We start from the raw sequence: 15,929 nt of genomic DNA on the forward strand, positions 1-15,929 counted from the left end.
AAGTGTTATCGACAGGTATCCCCATTCTTCTACCTATATTTTTGCATGTTAACGAAGATGGATTTATCATTTCGCAAAAAAAAGCACCTTCCCCAAAGCGGGGTCAGTGCTTATAGCGAAAGCTGCCGTTTATTTTTCCCCAAAGGTAACTTCCGGTGTCGTGAGCTTGTCATAGAAATCTACCGATTTGTCCTTGTCTTCCGATGAACGGAGAGCCATGGCTGAGCGGGGATGCTCGTCAAGCGTACCGGTGATCATGTAAGGAATGATATAGCCCCACTCCTCTTTTTCACGCAGTGGAATCATCAGGCGTTCCACAACGTCCAGCACCGGGCGAAGTTTGTAATTTGTATTTTTCAAGTGAGTCACGAGCAGTTCTGTCGGGCAATTCCCCGCTGCACGTCCCATACCGTAGCAAGAAGCATCCAGCAGTTCCACGCCGTTCTCAGCAGCTACAAGCGTATTGGAGAATGCCAGCTGCAGGTTGTTGTGTGTATGAACGCCCAGACGTTTGTTCGGAAGATGTGTCTTGAACTTGTCCACCAGGTACTTCATATCATTGTGATCCAGGCTGCCGTAGGAATCTACGATGTACACTACATCAACAACGCTCTCGTTAATCAGTTCGAAGGCTTCCAACAATTCGTTCTCCATCACATTGGACAGCGCCATAATGTTGATAGTGGTCTCATAACCAAGATCATGGAAGGTCTGTACCAATTGCAGCGCCTTGTCTACATCTTTGCTGTAACAAGCCACGCGGATCAGGTCGATCATGCTCTCGCTGCGGGGCAAAATGTCATTCTCATCCACACGGCCGATATCAACGAGCGCAGAGAGCTTCGTGTGCCCTTTTTGCGGGATTACTTTGCGCAGGAAGTCATCGTCTAGGAAACGCCAAGGGCCAGCGCCTTCGGCACCCTTCAGCAATTTGGGCGAATTCTTGTACCCGATCTCCATATAATCAACACCTGCTTCATTCAAGCCGGCGTACAATTGTTGAACAAATTCCACACTGAAATCCCAGTTATTCACTAGACCTCCGTCGCGGATGGTGCAATCGACGATTTTGCTCTGATTAGTCTTCACGATTCGTTCTCCCTTCAACTATGCAATCATGGATTATCGTTCAATAATACTTTAATGAAGAATAAAATGTAAAGATATTTTCCTACAGGCAACAATGACGAAAATCACAGAGTTTGCCCATGAATCATGCTACATTACAGAAAAAGACAACTGAGATTGATTATCAGTATCTTATGGAGGGTTCTTATGACTCTGCACCTCTGTTCTCTGCTTCAACTGCCAACCGGCTCTACCGGTTCCATTCATAAAATAGAAGGCATCAATCCCATCCTCCGTCGGCGTCTGGCCGATCTTGGCGTTCTGGAGGGTGTCCGTATCCGGCTTAAAGGAAAAGGTCCCTTTCTGGGACCCATCACCCTGGAATGCAACGGTCAACTGTTTGCCATCCGCCGGAAGGAAGCTTCCAGAATAGAGGTTAACCTCTCATGAGCGCTATCGCACTGGTCGGCAATCCCAATACCGGCAAGACCTCTCTTTTCAATACGTTGACTGCTTCCTACGAATATGTAGGGAACTGGGCGGGTGTAACCGTCGAGAAAAAAGTCGGCAGTCTCAAGAACGGCGCAGGCAAGCTCATCGACCTGCCCGGAATTTATTCACTCCACCCTCTCTCCCGTGATGAAGGCGTGGCTGCCCAATATCTGATTGAAGAATCGCCGGAGGCACTGATTAATATTGTCGATGCCTCCCAGTTGGAGCGTAACCTGTTGCTTACGCTCCAACTGCTTGAATACGGCAAACCTGCCGTGCTGGGTCTGAACATGATTGATGTGGCTACAGCACGCGGCATTCATGTCAACTCCGAGGTCTTGCAGGACAGGCTTGGTATTCCTGTGCTTCCGCTGGTAGCGAGAACCGGCAAGGGATGCAAAGAAATTCTGAGTCTTCTTGGGCAATCCGCCGACATCCCGCCTGTCCGCTTCAAGCTTCATTACGGTGAAATTGCCGAAGCAGCCATTTCTTCGATAGAGCTGGAACTGCAACCTATGAAGGATTTGCCGAACCACCGCTGGATAGCTCTACAACTGATGGAACAGAATCCCGTTGTCTTAGATTTCCTGAAAACCCGTATGGATATCAGCAAGTTAGTGAAGCTTGGCGATGCCTGTCAAAGCGAGCTGCAACGAAAGAATCTAGCCTTGACGCTGCCCCAGTGGCTCCGTTCGGTCCGGATGGACTATATTCGCTCGTTATGCCTGGAAGTGCTGGACAGAGCAGACCAGAAGCCGCATAACCTCACCGAAAGACTGGATGCCCTGCTAACGCATCGCTTCTGGGGACTACCGTTATTTATCTTTATCATGTATGCCTTGTTCAAGACTACCTTCGATTGGGTCGGTGGCCCGTTGTCTGATCTCGTGGACGGACTGATCTCGGGGCCTATCAGCGAAGGTGCCAATTCCTTGCTAGGATTCCTCGGGGCGTCCAATTTTACACATGCGCTGATCGTTGATGGCATCATTGCCGGAGTTGGTGGTGTGATTGTATTTGTTCCACAGATCTTTATCCTGTTCCTGATCATTTCGTTTCTTGAGGATTCCGGCTACATGGCTCGGGTATGTCTGCTGATGGACAGTACCATGGAACGGATGGGGCTAAACGGTAAAGCCTTTATTCCTTTTATCATCGGATTTGGCTGTAACGTACCGGCCATCATGGCCGCACGAAGCATTGAACAGCCAAAGGACCGGATGCTGACCACGCTGCTTATGCCACTGATGTCCTGTTCTGCACGACTCCCGGTGTATGCGCTGTTTGCAGCAGTCTTTTTCCCGGAACGGCAAGCCTTTGCTGTGCTGTCGATGTATGTTCTAGGCATTGTCTTTGCGTTGATACTATGTAAAATATTCTCCAGGCTCCTCTTTAAAAATGAGTCCTCTGTCTTCATGATTGAGCTGCCTCCTTATCGGATGCCGCAGATCAAGACCCTGTCGCGCAGCACATGGGAGAAGGGTAAAGGCTTTTTGCGCAAGGCCGGAACCATCATTCTGGCGGGTTCTGTTATCATCTGGCTGGTCTCCTATGCTGGACCTGGTGGATTCGATGTCGCGATGGATGACAGTTATCTTGCCAAATTCGGCGGTCTGATCGCTCCACTGCTGGCGCCGCTCGGTTTTGGCACATGGCAGGCAGGATCCACACTGGTTCCCGGTTTTTTGGCTAAAGAAGTTGTAGTCTCCACCATGAACATCATCTATCATGCCCCGGATACTACCGGGCTGGAAAACCAGATTTCACAAGTGTTCACACCACTGAGCACCATCAGCTTCATGATCTTTATTCTGCTCTATATTCCATGTCTGGCTACTGTCGGTGTGATCAAGAAGGAGACAAATTCCTGGAAGTGGACGTTCTTTTCCATGGGCTATTGCCTGGTACTGGCCTACACCGTATCGTTTCTTGTTTTTCAGAGCGGAAGGCTGTTTGGGTGGTCGTAAGCTGAGAGATTTGTCAGATTAATCGAACCGCGAACAGCGGTAGAAGGCGGGGCAAAAAACATGATCAACGTTATCATCATTGGGCTTGTATTCGGCTACTCAGGCTGGATGATCTACCGTCATGTGCAGAAGGGAAAACAAGGCGCTTGTGCCGGCTGTGACAAAGGCAAGACCTGTGCTGCAGCTTCGCTTGACTCCCCGTTCTCCTGTGGGGGAGAAAGCGCCAAAGGCAAACACTGAGCCGTACGGAGGGCTGGTTTCCATTAATATCTTGGTTTAATTATCTTCGGTCACGGGTATGTTTTTGTTATACACAGACTGCAGACTAGACCGAGGAGGTGCACACGATGGGTGCCAAAAGAACGTTATTTACTACCGCGGCATTAGGAGCTGTATATCTGTTGCGGAATAAAAAGACCAGAGACAAATTGATGGACGGCATTCAATCCGTTGCCGAGCAAATTCGTTCACGAAGATCCGGCAATTGATTTTGGATAGATCCGTTAAGAACAGAACAAAGGCAGTGCTTTCCCGACAAATCGGGAGGCACTGCCTTTTCTATCTGAAGTGAGCTTGTTGTACTCTTGCTTACTGTTCTAATCTGTCGCGCCGGCCTTTGGCAGCAATGCCTGGCTAAGCAGCCATTCCAGAAGCGTGCGGACCATAACGCCTGATGCCCCCTTAGGATTGACCCCTCGTTCTCTTGCCAGGAACGCCGTTCCGGCAATATCAAGATGCACCCAGGGTAGACCTTCGGCGAAGGTGCCGATAAACAGTCCGGCGGTCGTTGCGCCGCCATATCTTCCCGCACTGCCGCGGATATCCGCTACCTCGCTCTTGAGCATATCCCGAAATTCGGGATATGCCGGAAGCTGCCATATCTTTTCACCGGCACTGTCACCTGCCGCCATAATCTCTTCTAGCAGGGCTTCATTGTTCGTTACAGCACCAGTAGCAATATCGCCCAGCGTAGACAGTACCGCCCCTGTCAGGGTTGCCACATCCACAATGCGCTCCGCTCCCCATTCCCTAATGTAGGTGAGCGCGTCTGCCAGTACAATTCGTCCTTCCGCATCTGTATTGAGCACCTCGATGGTTCGTCCGCTGTAGGAGGTGACGATATCACCCGGCTTGAATGCATTTCCTGCCGGCATATTCTCCGCCGAAGGAATCGCCATCACTACATTGATGGGCGGACGCAGACGCCCCAGCGCCTCCATAACGCCCAGTACCGCAGCGGCGCCGCCCATATCACTGATCATGTCCTCCATGCCGGGCGCCCTTTTCAGGGATATCCCTCCTGTGTCGAAGGTGATGCCTTTGCCGACCAGCCCGATGACATTCTCCCACTCCCCCGTGCCCTGATAGCGGATTACGATCATTCGAGGTGGATTAACGCTGCCCTTGCCCACAGCGATTAAACCACCCATACCCTTTCTTGCGATCTCCTGCTCATCCAGTACCTCTGCCGGAAAACCGTATCGTTCTGCTACAGCAATAGCCGCAACGGCCAGATCAGACGGAATCAACAGATTGCCCGGCGTATTCGTCAAGTCACGTGCCAGATTCGTGCCCTCACCAAAGGCTTGCCCTCGTTCAAGCCCTTCTCTCCAACCAGCCGCTCTCTCCTCTTCTGCCTCACCCTCCTGATGGATCAACAGATGATCTATACCGAACTGGGACTGATCCAGCTTATAATGCTTCCGGCGGTAAGCCCCTAGTATAAAGCCTTCGCTCAGCGCTTGTGCAGCCTCCATGTCCGACAACCCTGCTGCGCGCAGAGCGAAGTCCTGCGGCAATTGCAGGATCACTCGCTGCATCTTCAATCTGATCGCTGTACGGACAAGCTGAGCCGCCCACAGCCGTAAGTCTGATTTATCAAGAGGACCAGCCCCAACTCCAGTCAAAATGGCCAAAGAACAAGCCGGATGATCTTCCAGCGGCAACGCGTAAGTCTGATTCACCTTACCTTCAAACAATCCCGCCTTGTTCAATCCGTGCAACCGTCTGTCCCATTCTGCGGATACACCGCCATGCTGAGCTTCTGACTCCGAAATCATCAGCACAAGGGCATTGGCCTTTGCGGAATCGGTCAGTCTTCCACTGCTCCATTCAATATTCATTATAGTCCCTCCATCTGTCGTTCCCAGAAGTCTAAGATTTTATTGTAACACAGAACAGGCTGATCTCCTGTAAGGTGAGGGATCTGGGCTCTCAACCTGACAAAATATCAACCTGTCTTTTCCTGCTATGGAACTAATAATTGAAGCAACATACCCTATACAGGTCTACTATTGAATCAGAGGCAGCGAAATTACAAACTGCGTGCCCTCATTCAATCGGCTGTTGACGGAAATGCATCCCCCATGATTTTTAATAATCCGGTCACTAACCGACAGTCCAAGTCCCGTCCCATTCTCCTTGGTGGTGAAGAACGGGCTAAACAACCTGTCCAAGGTGAGGATGTCCATCCCCTTACCGTTGTCGGAAATAAAAATGCGGACCTCTGCTCCTTCCCTCCGTGCGCCGATCTCGATTTTACCCATATCACTGTCCATCCGGTCTGTAATCGCTTCCATTGCATTTTTTATCATATTCAGAACCACCTGCTTCACTTGCTTCACATCCACAGATATGATCAGGTCGTTTTGAAGTTGGTGGAGATTGATCTGGCAGCCCTTCATTAGAGCCTCACTCTCAGTCAAAAGCACAACTTCTTTAAGCAATGCAGACACTGAAATCATTCCGACTTGAGGTACAGAAGGTTTGGAGGAGGTCAGAAATTCATGTATAATATCGTTCGCCCGGTCAATTTCGGCCAGTATAATTCTGGCATACTCTTCTTTGCCGAGTTGGTGCAGGTGTGGACGGAGCAATTGGATAAAGCCGCGGATTGCGGTCAGAGGATTGCGGATCTCATGGGCGATGGACGCTGACAGCTTGCCCAACATAGCAAGATTGTCATTTTGGTAGGCGGTTTGCTCGATCAGCTTGTAATCGGAGATTTCTTTTACCGTAAATAGATAAGAGCCTTTCAGTTGTTCCCCCGAGGATAGAGTAACTCTCCAATAACGGCCGAATTCATCAATATATTCATAACTTGATTTCCCCTTGTAGACCGTCTCACGGTAAGTACGTAGTATTAGCTTCTTCTTGAAGCGGCTTAGCTGAACATGGGCCAGCAGATGAGACATCGTGCATCCAACCAACGAACTACGCGGCAGGTCCAGCATCCCGTACATTTGCTTGTTCACAAAGCTAAGAACTCCCTCTTCGTCAAAAAGCATGATCCCACTGTCAATGTGCTCCAGAACATCCTCAAAAGTCGTGTCCAACATTCCTGATTGAAACGTTCTTGCCGTTAAATGCAAGCTTTCTTGAAATTGGCTTATCACGATACGAAGTTCCCCCTTCTACTGCAAATGACGAAGCGCTCAACGACATCAAATGACTATGTATTTGAGTATATGACGAAGACGCCAGAACATTCGGTAATCGTTCTTTATTATCCAACCGTTTCAACTATATTCCAATCATATCCAAGTAGAGAAGACAACGCAATCAGAGAAACTGTCGAATAGTAAAAATAATCATAAAATGATACATAAGACATAGTATTTTTCTCAATAAAGTTAAATTTAGTCCCGAAGCAGCATAATGAAAGGGTACACACGTTCCTGATTTTACATTAATAACGACATACAGAGCGATTTTGACATAAAAAAGAACCTCTACAGCAGCAGAGGCTCTTTTTCATGAAATAGCAACTTGTCGTTCTATGCTTTTTGCTGAAGACGGTGACGGCGCTGGCTCATAACTGCCAGTCGCTTCTTCAATTCACGTTCCCATTTGGCATCCTGAATCTGCTTGGCAAAAGCAAGCAGGTCAAGCGCCATGTCAATTTGACTGCGGACAATCGCCAGAGGGTCCTCACTCTCGACATTCACGACATTCTCGAAGACCGCTTCTTCGTCCTCCATGACGTAATCCTGGAAATCCACATCCGTTACACCATCGCCATGCGCATATTCCGCAAGAATTTCATATTCATTCTCAACCTTGTAATGTACCTCAACCCGGTGGCACACCGGGCAAAAAAGCAGGGGAACATTATGGACTTGCGTGCGATAATGTTTTAGGGTTCCCGTTGTTCCTACCATACTCGCTCCACAGCAAAAGCTCATGATTGTTCACCCTCCTTGGATGATCCGATATTTGTGAATTACGTATTATTGTATTGTATTACGCTTCTTTTATAAAAATACAAACGATTTGGAGCAAAAAACCCCCTTGTCGGGAAAAATCCCGCAAGGAGGTCCTTGTCAGCTATCAAAGATCACAATGCTGAATGAACGGATTACAAGTTCTTGTCGCCTGGTTTCCAGTTCATTGCGCACAATCCGCCGGATTGCAGTGCTTGAAGCACACGAAGCGTTTCTTCCACGCTGCGGCCTACATCATTGTGGTTAACAACTTGATATTTCAGTTCGCCTTCAGGATCGATGATGAACAGACCACGCAGAGCGATACCTTCTTCTTCGATCAGGATGCCGTAATCTTTGGCAACCTTCTTCGTAAGGTCAGCTGCAAGCGGGAAGTTCAATTGGCCAAGGCCATTGGAATCCTTAGGTGTGTTGATCCATGCTTTGTGGCTGTGGATCGAGTCAGTGCTGGCACCCAAAATTTCAGTGTCAAGCGCCGCAAATTGAGCTGCAGCATCGCTAAGAGCTGTGATCTCAGTTGGGCATACAAATGTGAAATCTAGTGGATAAAAGAAGAATACAAGCCATTTACCACGATAATCGGACAAGCTAACCTTTCCGAAATCCTTACCATCACCCGATACAGTCTCCAAAGTGAAATCCGGAGCCGGTTTACCTACCAAACGTTCTGCCATTGCTTATTCCTCCCTTGATTATGTAAGAAAAACAACAAGTCTGCATGATTTCCGAAGAAAATCAGGAAGCCGGTGTCTTTCTTGAATTTTGATGGACAGTTACTGTCTTACTGCTACATACCAAATGGTATCATCGCACAAAATCAAAGTCAATATTACATTCATTATTTTTTTATAATAATTATAAATAAGCAACTTTTTGTGACGTTTCAGTACATGCTTCCCGATTCAAAATGAGATCAGCGACGGGTTGTAACGATTCTTTAGGCTTTGCGGATAGCCGCTGCAATCAGGTCGCCCATCTGCGTGGTGCTGATCGCTTGGCTCTTATCTACAGCGATATCGCTTGTACGGTGACCCGCATCCAGCACTTCCGCTACTGCCGCTTCAATCGCATCCGCTGCATCTTCATAACCGAAGGTCAGGCGGAACATCAAGCCCAGAGACAGAATGGTCGCAATTGGATTGGCAAGACCTTGGCCTGCGATATCAGGCGCGGAGCCGTGTACCGGCTCGTAGAGGCCGTAGCTGCCTTCGCCCATGGAAGCGGAAGCCAACATTCCGATTGAACCTGTCAGCATAGCTGCTTCATCACTCAGGATATCTCCGAACATGTTCTCAGTAACGATAACGTCGAAGCTCGACGGACGACGCAGAAGCTGCATCGCGCAGTTATCTACCAGTACATGCTCCAGCTCGATGTCCGGGTATTCAGGAGCCACTCTGTTTACAACCTCACGCCACAGGCGCGAAGTCTCAAGAACGTTGGCTTTATCTACACTGGCCAGCTTCTTGCGGCGTTTGCCGGCAATTTCGAACGCCTGGCGTACGATGCGCTCAACTTCTGTAACATTGTATACGCAGGTATCCACTGCTTCTTCGCCATGCTCACCTTGACGGCGAAGCTTGTCCCCGAAGTAAATGCCGCCTGTCAGCTCGCGCACAACCATGAGGTCTGTGCCTTCCAGCACTTCCGGTTTCAATGTGGACGCATCCTTCAGACAATCAAAAACGTTAGCCGGACGCAAATTGGAGAACAATCCAAGGGCTTTGCGAATACCCAGCAGCCCTGTTTCCGGGCGCAGCTCTTTCGGGTTATTATCCCACTTCGGTCCGCCTACAGCACCGAGCAATACAGCATCTGCACTGCGACAGATTTGCAGTGTATCTTCTGGAAGCGGTGTGCCTCTCTCGTCAATGGCGATGCCGCCGAATAGCGCATGCTCCGTTTCAAACTTGTAGCCGAACACTTCTTCTGTTACCTTCAATACTTTTTCCGCTTCAGCCACAACCTCAGGTCCGATTCCATCCCCTGCGATTACCGCAATCTTCTTAACCTCGCTCATTCCAGTCACTCCTCAAGTGGTCTGCAGTCACACAGACATAGTTCTTCTTTCTATTGTTGTATCATAACGGACAGTAAACAACAAAGATATAAATTCTATTGATCTTATAGGTATATCCTATAGGGTTACTCTTTTCAAATATATAAAGATGAACTTAAGATCCTAACGTAAGACTCGGTCGTCACTACGGTGGAATGTTTGGACTTTCGGCCGCTGTTCTCTCCATACTTCTTTCCATTGTACTTATATAGAAAGATTTACTCCTAGATTTCACTTTACCTGTTGAGCCGTTTCAGCTTCATAGTCCGTCGCCATTCCTTGATCGGTTGTTGCCAATCGTCTTGTCATAAATGTACAGATCAAGTGCTGTTATACCTCTGCGGGCAAGCTTCACAAAGAGTACAAAGGCATACAGACCCATTCCAAGCGTAACCAGCCATAGCAACACACCGAATACACTTAGTCCATTTAATAAAAATAATCCTCCCGATGTACTCGACATTTCAACTCCCCCTTTGAAGTATTAATTTCTATGAATATCATGACTGTACTCGATCTGTAACAATTTGTAAATGAGCTTCATTATTGTTAGTTTCACAGCTCAATGGGTATAACATAGCTCATGTATAAATGTTCCCTCATACATTTGCTCTTGACCCAGAAGTTGGTTACACTTAATAAGTAAAAGAAAAAGCAACCGGTTTCGTCCTATTACAAAATCATTGAGGGAGTGATTACACCGTGCAATACGCTAAACTTGGTAAATCAGGCCTGAAGGTTAGCCGCCTCTGTCTGGGAACAATGAATTTTGGCCCGTCTACCGATGAAAAAGAAGCATTCCGGATCATGGACGCCGCGCTGGATGCAGGAGTCAACTTTTTTGATACCGCTAACATTTATGGATGGGGCGAAAACTCCGGCCTGACAGAGACCATTATCGGCCGCTGGTTCAAGCAAGGTGGGGGACGCCGTGAGAAGGTTGTCCTGGCGACCAAAGCCTATGGCTCCATGAGCGACAAGCTGGACGGTCCTAATGATGAAGCTGGCCTCTCCGCATACAAAATCCGCCGTCATCTGGAAGGCTCCCTGAAGCGTCTTCAGACCGATCACATCGAGCTGTACCAGATGCACCATGTGGATCGCAGCGTGTCCTGGGACGAGCTGTGGGGTGCCTTTGAGCTGGCTGTGAGCCAGGGTAAAATCGATTATGTCGGCTCCAGCAACTTTGCTGGCTGGGACATCGCTGTGGCCCAACAGGAAGCTAAGGCCCGCGGATTCCTGGGGCTTGTCTCCGAGCAGCATAAATACAGCCTTACCTGCCGCCTGCCGGAGCTTGAGGTACTGCCAGCTTCGCAAAGTCTTGGCCTTGGGATCATCCCTTGGAGCCCGCTGGACGGCGGCCTGCTAGGACGCAACGCCCTTAAGAAGATTGAAGGCAGCCGCAGTGGTGGCAATACGGAGCGCGTAGAGCAATACAAGAGCCAGCTTGAGGCATTTGCCGGGCTGAGCCAAGAACTGGGTGAGCCACAAGACAATATTGCCCTGGCTTGGCTACTGGCCAATCCGGCGGTCACCGCACCGATCATTGGACCGCGCACGCTGGAGCAGTTCGAAAGCGCACTGCGCAGCCTGGAAATCGTACTGGACGAGTCTGTACTGAAACGTCTCGACGAAATCTTCCCTGGTCCGGGCGGGGAAGCTCCGAAAGCCTACGCCTGGTAATCCCTAGTAATAACTTATAATACATGGTAAGAGCAGAAAGCTGTACGGTAAGCAATGAATCTGATCGCATTTTAACTCGATATCTGTAAGCAGAACTACTTCACAAAGGGAGCTGTCCCTCCCCGGTCTTGCGCCGGTAGAGACAGCTCCCTTTAACATTGGCTCTACTATTCTGTTGTATCTGCGGTGATACCACCATTGCTTGTAGAGATAGTAACTTTATAAGTACCTTTTCCGACTTTAGCCGTACCGCTGGTATCGCTGCTGCGTTCCCAATTCACATTGCCTTTAAGTGAACTGTTACTGGTGTCCGCGGAGATAGTGGCATCAGTAGCTTCTGGTATTCCCATGACAACGGAGCCATTGCTCGTTGTCAGTCTCCAATCCCCGGTTACCCCGGAGTTTACCGTTATTTTGCCGTTGCTGCTCTTGGCAGTCAGGGCTCCATCCACTTTATCAAGCGTCATCGATCCGTTGGAGCTGGCCAAATCTACTTCGCCCTGAATATTTTTCACCGTAATCGATCCGTTACTGGAATGGGCTGTCAAGCCGCCAGCAATATCATGCAGGTTCATCGCCCCGTTGGAGGTATCCACCGTCAAACCAGACTGAAGTCCGAATGCCTCAATAGAGCCGTCGCTGGTGATCACTTCTACGGACAGATTCTGCGGCACACTCACATTCAGATAGGGGCCTTTGCTATAGAAGCCAAACTGTATATTGGAAAGCCAGTTATTGTTGCCAGCCAGCCTAAGAACCAATGTATCCCCTTGGGTTATGATCTCCCATTTCTTGTCCAGGTTACTCTTCGCTTCACTTTCTGAATCACCGGGAAGCAGCAGGCTTCCCTCATATTGAACCTCGGCCTTCTCTGCTTCTCCCTTTACAGTTACTTTGCCATTCGGCAGCTCAATCCTGACCGCCTTGACCTCAGAGCCCGCCTCTGCCGTTCCGCTCATCGCAACCAACTGATTATTGCCGAACAATCCACCCAGCGAACCTCCAGCATAAAGAGACTGACCTCCGCTTGCAGCAACGAGAAGAATGATTAAAACAATAGCCCACCCGCTTACACGGCTCTTGGCATCTGAGCGGATAAAGAGTCTAAGCAGCATCTCCAGACCGAACAGAATCAGCAAGGCGGGCCATAAAAAGCCCAAGGCAGCGTAGCTCAACATACCATACTGGGCCAACGCAATAATAGCGCCAACCGCGATACAGCCGATCGCTGCGGTGAAACTTCCGATTTTCCATCTACTCATTGACACAACTCCCCGTTTCTTAGGCTCTTGTATTACTCTTGAGCAATTTCAGCCCGTAGCCAATCAGCACCAGCGAGAGTAGAATCGTGCCGAAATTGATCTCTGACAGAATGTCCCAAAGTCCTGGAAACGCTGTAATCATCAGTAGCAGAATGCCGCCAACAACACAGCCAATCCCTACCCAGGCCGGGTTCATATCATCCTGCGGGTATCCCGGCATTGCATGCAGATCCATCGTCCACGGAGCGCCGAAGGCATCCGGCTGGAACATCATTCGTTCATGCTCTGCTGCTGCAATCTTCATCCAAGCGGCTTTTTGCAGCGCATCAAATAACTGATAGAACCATAATGCCGCCAAGGCGAATGGAAAAATCATCGGTTCAGACGGAATGCAGATGATGCAGATGGATGCTCCGATCATAAACTGCAGGCCCTGTTTTTTGAACCCTAGGTAAAGGTGACCGACCCCTGGAACCATCGCCAGAAAAAAGGTAAGCCAGCGTCTCTTTCTAATCATACAATATCCTCCCATAATTTGTAATGTACTAATCTTAGTGATTGCAGATCATTCGTTATTTATTGGCTCTGAACCATGAATTCACCGAGGTTGACACATGCCCGTTGATCTCCGTGATTCCGTAAGCCAAATTCTCAAAGACACCGAGCTGGAGCAGCAGGAACGTCAAGCAGGCCGCAAGACCATAGTGCATCCAAGAAGTTTTGGGCGCGAACCGTCGTCTTGCGAGCGTTCCTGTAATCGTACGCTCTCTTCGCTCGGCTTCTAGCGATTCAATATGAGCCATCACATCTGTTTTCAAATCGGGATACTCCATGGGCTCCTCTGTACCCGGCAGCCAGGCTTCCATATCGGTCCACAAAGCTGACATTTCCCTGGCTTCTTCCAGCCACTGGGCACAATCGGGACAGGACTCGATATGCAACCTGATGCTCAGCTCCATCTCAGGAGACAGCTGACCGTCTATATAATGCGGCATCCATTCTTTAACTGTTGCACAATTCATCGCCATTCCTCCCCTTGTTTGCGCATCATCTGTCTGGCACGATACAGCTGTGATTCCACTGTTTTGACGGAAACACCCCGCTGCTCGGCAATTTCCTGATAGGAGTGTCGCTGAAAATAGTAGAGCTGCACAACCGACCGGTACGGTTCCGCTAGGCTGTTCAAATTCTCATCCAGTTCAGCAGATGCTTCTTTACGAAGCGCTGCGTGCTCTGGTGTCTGCGACGTCACCCAATCATTCTCTGTGTACTCAGCCATACTGCGGTGCCGCCACTCCCTGTCGTTAGCCCGTTTCCAGTCCAGACAGGTTCTGTAAGCAATTCTGTATAGCCAAGTGGAGAAGGAGGATTGTCCCCGAAAGGAGGGGAGCGCTTTGTAGGCTTTGATGAAAACCTCCTGGGCCATATCCTTGGCGGACTCGGCTTCTCCTGTAATCTTAATACATACTCTGTACACCATGCCCTGATAACGTTCCACCAAATGTCCAAACATTTGATGTTCGCCTCTCAGCACAGCGGATATCCACTCCGCCTCTTCCAGTTGTCTCCCCTCCTCCTGCTTCTTTTAGTTAGACGCCCGGCAGCGCGGTTTCCCTGCAATCTTTTCACATTATTTTTTAATTTGGGACCAAACAACTGGCTTCTTCCAATCATCTATAGAACAAGTCATTACCATTATAGAGGGAATGATGCCTTTTTTGTCGAATTAAAGCTTCAGTCTCCTGAATACTGAATTTTTTTTGAGTGGGAACTTGAACTTGTGGTCGCTTATTTGTACATTGAGAAGGAACGATTCTTACTAGCGGATAGGGAAAGTATGGAAATCGCATGTCAGCTTTGCGTTTTTTGTGCAGGTAGCAGACAGAAACTCCATTAACAACGAACTCTTTTATATACGGAAATTGAATCTAATTCAGTAGTACTGTCTTGCAAGATAAAACTAAGTCTGAGTGGTGGGATAGTAATGATCCAGGCAATACTAGTGGACGATGAGCGGCTGGCCTTGATGAAATTGGAGCATATGCTTAAAGAACTAGGAACAGTGAATGTAGTGGCCACATATACGGACCCTGTGGAAGCGGTCAAAGAAGCCGGAAAATGGAATGCGGACGTTATTTTTCTGGATATTGATATGCCGGAGATGAACGGCCTGCAGGCTGCAGAAATCATGCATGAGCATACCCCTGAGGCTGATATCGTATTTGTGACAGCTTACAACAATTATGCCTTGGAAGCGTTTGAAGTCAACGCATTGGACTATGTACTGAAGCCAGTTATCCGTGACCGGCTTTTAAAGACAATAAGTCGTTTGGAGGAACGTACACAACGAGTGACCAAGCAGGTAATTCCCTCGGATACGCTCATGGTCCGCTGCTTTCCTTCTCTGCGTTTTGAACGGGGAGGCGTACCCCTGAACACAATTCGCTGGCGGACCAACAAGGCACAGGAACTGTTCGCTCTTCTGCTCCATAACCGTAACCGTTTTGTTAGTAAAGATACGCTGATAGATATGCTGTGGCCCGACTTTAATCTTAAAAAAGCTTCAACCCATCTCTATACTACAATCTATCAGGTTAGGCAATGCTTGAGGCAGGCCGGTATCGAGCTGCTGATTAACAATGTCAGTGGTGGTGAGGGCTATACCCTGGAGAGCGGTTCGATGCTGATTGATTCCGTCCAGTGGGAAAACGGTATTCTTACGCTTGATCCCATCGACGATAGCAATTTCAATGATCATCAACGGTTGTTCGATCTTTATTCTGGAGATTATTATGGGGACTACGATTATCTCTGGGCGGAAAGCGAACGACAGCGGCTTCGGACTATTTGGTTGCATCATGCCATTGGGACCGCCGATTACTATATTGGCAGTGGGCGAATTCCTGAAGCTGTGACCGTCTACCAACGGATTGTCCAGCTTCAGCCCTATTTTGAACAAGGACATCTGGGGCTGATGAAGGTCTATGACAGTATTGGAGAACGTTTTGCGGTGGAGGAGCAATATAAAGCTCTCAACGAACTGCTAAAGGATGATCTCAGCACCGAAATGCCGTCCAATATTGAACGCTGGTATTCCGACTGGAAGCTACACAACCTGAAACAGTTGTAGAGAAAACGAACTGATGCTGATTCCGGTCCTATACAAAGAAGCGAG

The 15,929-nt window shown here is 48.8% G+C and carries 17 protein-coding genes; 6 read left to right on the plus strand and 11 right to left on the minus strand.

All coding sequences use genetic code 11. The features are described from left to right. Window positions 1-129 precede the first annotated feature (129 nt). Window positions 130-1,089: an aldolase catalytic domain-containing protein gene (locus tag ACFVU8_RS15900; protein WP_175371195.1), complete on the minus strand. Its 960-nt coding sequence runs from the start codon at window positions 1,087-1,089 to the stop codon at window positions 130-132. A gap of 186 nt (window positions 1,090-1,275) precedes the next feature. On the opposite strand from ACFVU8_RS15900, the gene ACFVU8_RS15905 reads away from it, so the two are divergent. The 4 genes from ACFVU8_RS15905 (at window position 1,276) to ACFVU8_RS15920 (ending at window position 4,015) form a co-directional block, all read left to right on the plus strand. Further along, window positions 1,276-1,518 (plus strand): FeoA family protein, encoded by a 243-nt coding sequence (locus ACFVU8_RS15905; RefSeq protein WP_379465340.1) that lies wholly within the window; start codon window positions 1,276-1,278, stop codon window positions 1,516-1,518. Beyond that, the gene (gene feoB, locus ACFVU8_RS15910; RefSeq protein WP_387428370.1) at window positions 1,515-3,527 is read left to right on the plus strand and encodes a ferrous iron transport protein B; all 2,013 of its coding nucleotides are present in this window, start codon (window positions 1,515-1,517) and stop codon (window positions 3,525-3,527) included. The genes ACFVU8_RS15905 and feoB overlap by 4 nt, the downstream gene beginning before the upstream one ends. Window positions 3,528-3,587: 60 nt before the next feature. Continuing rightward, window positions 3,588-3,767 (plus strand): FeoB-associated Cys-rich membrane protein, encoded by a 180-nt coding sequence (locus ACFVU8_RS15915; protein WP_379465343.1) that lies wholly within the window; start codon window positions 3,588-3,590, stop codon window positions 3,765-3,767. Between the two features lie 107 nt (window positions 3,768-3,874). Beyond that, a complete protein-coding gene (locus ACFVU8_RS15920; protein ID WP_387428372.1) occupies window positions 3,875-4,015 on the plus strand; it encodes a hypothetical protein in 141 nt (46 codons plus the stop codon). A 108-nt stretch (window positions 4,016-4,123) separates the two neighbouring features. On the opposite strand, the gene ACFVU8_RS15925 is transcribed toward ACFVU8_RS15920, so the two are convergent. From ACFVU8_RS15925 to ACFVU8_RS15950, 6 genes are all read right to left on the minus strand, one after another. Continuing rightward, the gene (locus tag ACFVU8_RS15925; RefSeq protein ID WP_387428374.1) at window positions 4,124-5,650 is read right to left on the minus strand and encodes a leucyl aminopeptidase; all 1,527 of its coding nucleotides are present in this window, start codon (window positions 5,648-5,650) and stop codon (window positions 4,124-4,126) included. A gap of 168 nt (window positions 5,651-5,818) precedes the next feature. Next, window positions 5,819-6,922 (minus strand): ATP-binding protein, encoded by a 1,104-nt coding sequence (locus tag ACFVU8_RS15930; RefSeq protein WP_379465352.1) that lies wholly within the window; start codon window positions 6,920-6,922, stop codon window positions 5,819-5,821. 381 nt (window positions 6,923-7,303) lie between these two features. Next, window positions 7,304-7,711 (minus strand): hypothetical protein, encoded by a 408-nt coding sequence (locus ACFVU8_RS15935; RefSeq protein WP_066373273.1) that lies wholly within the window; start codon window positions 7,709-7,711, stop codon window positions 7,304-7,306. 173 nt (window positions 7,712-7,884) lie between these two features. Beyond that, the gene (locus ACFVU8_RS15940) at window positions 7,885-8,424 is read right to left on the minus strand and encodes a peroxiredoxin (RefSeq protein ID WP_066373272.1); all 540 of its coding nucleotides are present in this window, start codon (window positions 8,422-8,424) and stop codon (window positions 7,885-7,887) included. A 263-nt stretch (window positions 8,425-8,687) separates the two neighbouring features. Then, complete coding sequence (gene leuB / locus ACFVU8_RS15945; protein ID WP_175371202.1) at window positions 8,688-9,770, minus strand: 3-isopropylmalate dehydrogenase; 1,083 nt, start codon at window positions 9,768-9,770, stop codon at window positions 8,688-8,690. Window positions 9,771-10,068: 298 nt separating this feature from the next. Continuing rightward, window positions 10,069-10,272, minus strand: coding sequence for a hypothetical protein (locus ACFVU8_RS15950; protein WP_387428375.1), 204 nt, complete (start codon window positions 10,270-10,272; stop codon window positions 10,069-10,071). Window positions 10,273-10,511: 239 nt separating this feature from the next. Between ACFVU8_RS15950 and ACFVU8_RS15955 the strand changes: the two genes are divergently transcribed. After that, window positions 10,512-11,492: an aldo/keto reductase gene (locus tag ACFVU8_RS15955; protein WP_175371204.1), complete on the plus strand. Its 981-nt coding sequence runs from the start codon at window positions 10,512-10,514 to the stop codon at window positions 11,490-11,492. A 167-nt stretch (window positions 11,493-11,659) separates the two neighbouring features. Here ACFVU8_RS15955 and ACFVU8_RS15960 read toward each other — a convergent pair whose 3' ends face one another. Genes ACFVU8_RS15960 through ACFVU8_RS15975 form a run of 4 tightly spaced genes read right to left on the minus strand, consistent with a single transcriptional unit; the run spans window position 11,660 to window position 14,315 of the window. Next, window positions 11,660-12,754 (minus strand): LiaI-LiaF-like domain-containing protein, encoded by a 1,095-nt coding sequence (locus ACFVU8_RS15960; protein WP_387428376.1) that lies wholly within the window; start codon window positions 12,752-12,754, stop codon window positions 11,660-11,662. Between the two features lie 19 nt (window positions 12,755-12,773). Continuing rightward, window positions 12,774-13,271: a hypothetical protein gene (locus tag ACFVU8_RS15965; protein WP_175371206.1), complete on the minus strand. Its 498-nt coding sequence runs from the start codon at window positions 13,269-13,271 to the stop codon at window positions 12,774-12,776. Window positions 13,272-13,326: 55 nt separating this feature from the next. Continuing rightward, the gene (locus ACFVU8_RS15970; protein ID WP_175371207.1) at window positions 13,327-13,776 is read right to left on the minus strand and encodes an anti-sigma factor family protein; all 450 of its coding nucleotides are present in this window, start codon (window positions 13,774-13,776) and stop codon (window positions 13,327-13,329) included. Further along, window positions 13,773-14,315 carry an RNA polymerase sigma factor gene (locus ACFVU8_RS15975; RefSeq protein WP_379201249.1) on the minus strand — a complete coding sequence of 181 codons (543 nt, stop codon included), beginning with the start codon at window positions 14,313-14,315 and terminating at the stop codon, window positions 13,773-13,775. Before ACFVU8_RS15975 ends, ACFVU8_RS15970 begins: the two co-directional genes overlap by 4 nt. A 423-nt stretch (window positions 14,316-14,738) precedes the next feature. Between ACFVU8_RS15975 and ACFVU8_RS15980 the strand changes: the two genes are divergently transcribed. After that, window positions 14,739-15,884, plus strand: a complete 1,146-nt coding sequence (locus ACFVU8_RS15980; RefSeq protein ID WP_175371209.1) for a response regulator — start codon at window positions 14,739-14,741, stop codon at window positions 15,882-15,884. Window positions 15,885-15,929 lie beyond the last annotated feature (45 nt).

The organism is Paenibacillus sp. NPDC058177 (assembly GCF_042883835.1).
Lineage (GTDB): Bacteria > Bacillota > Bacilli > Paenibacillales > Paenibacillaceae > Paenibacillus_AQ > Paenibacillus_AQ agri.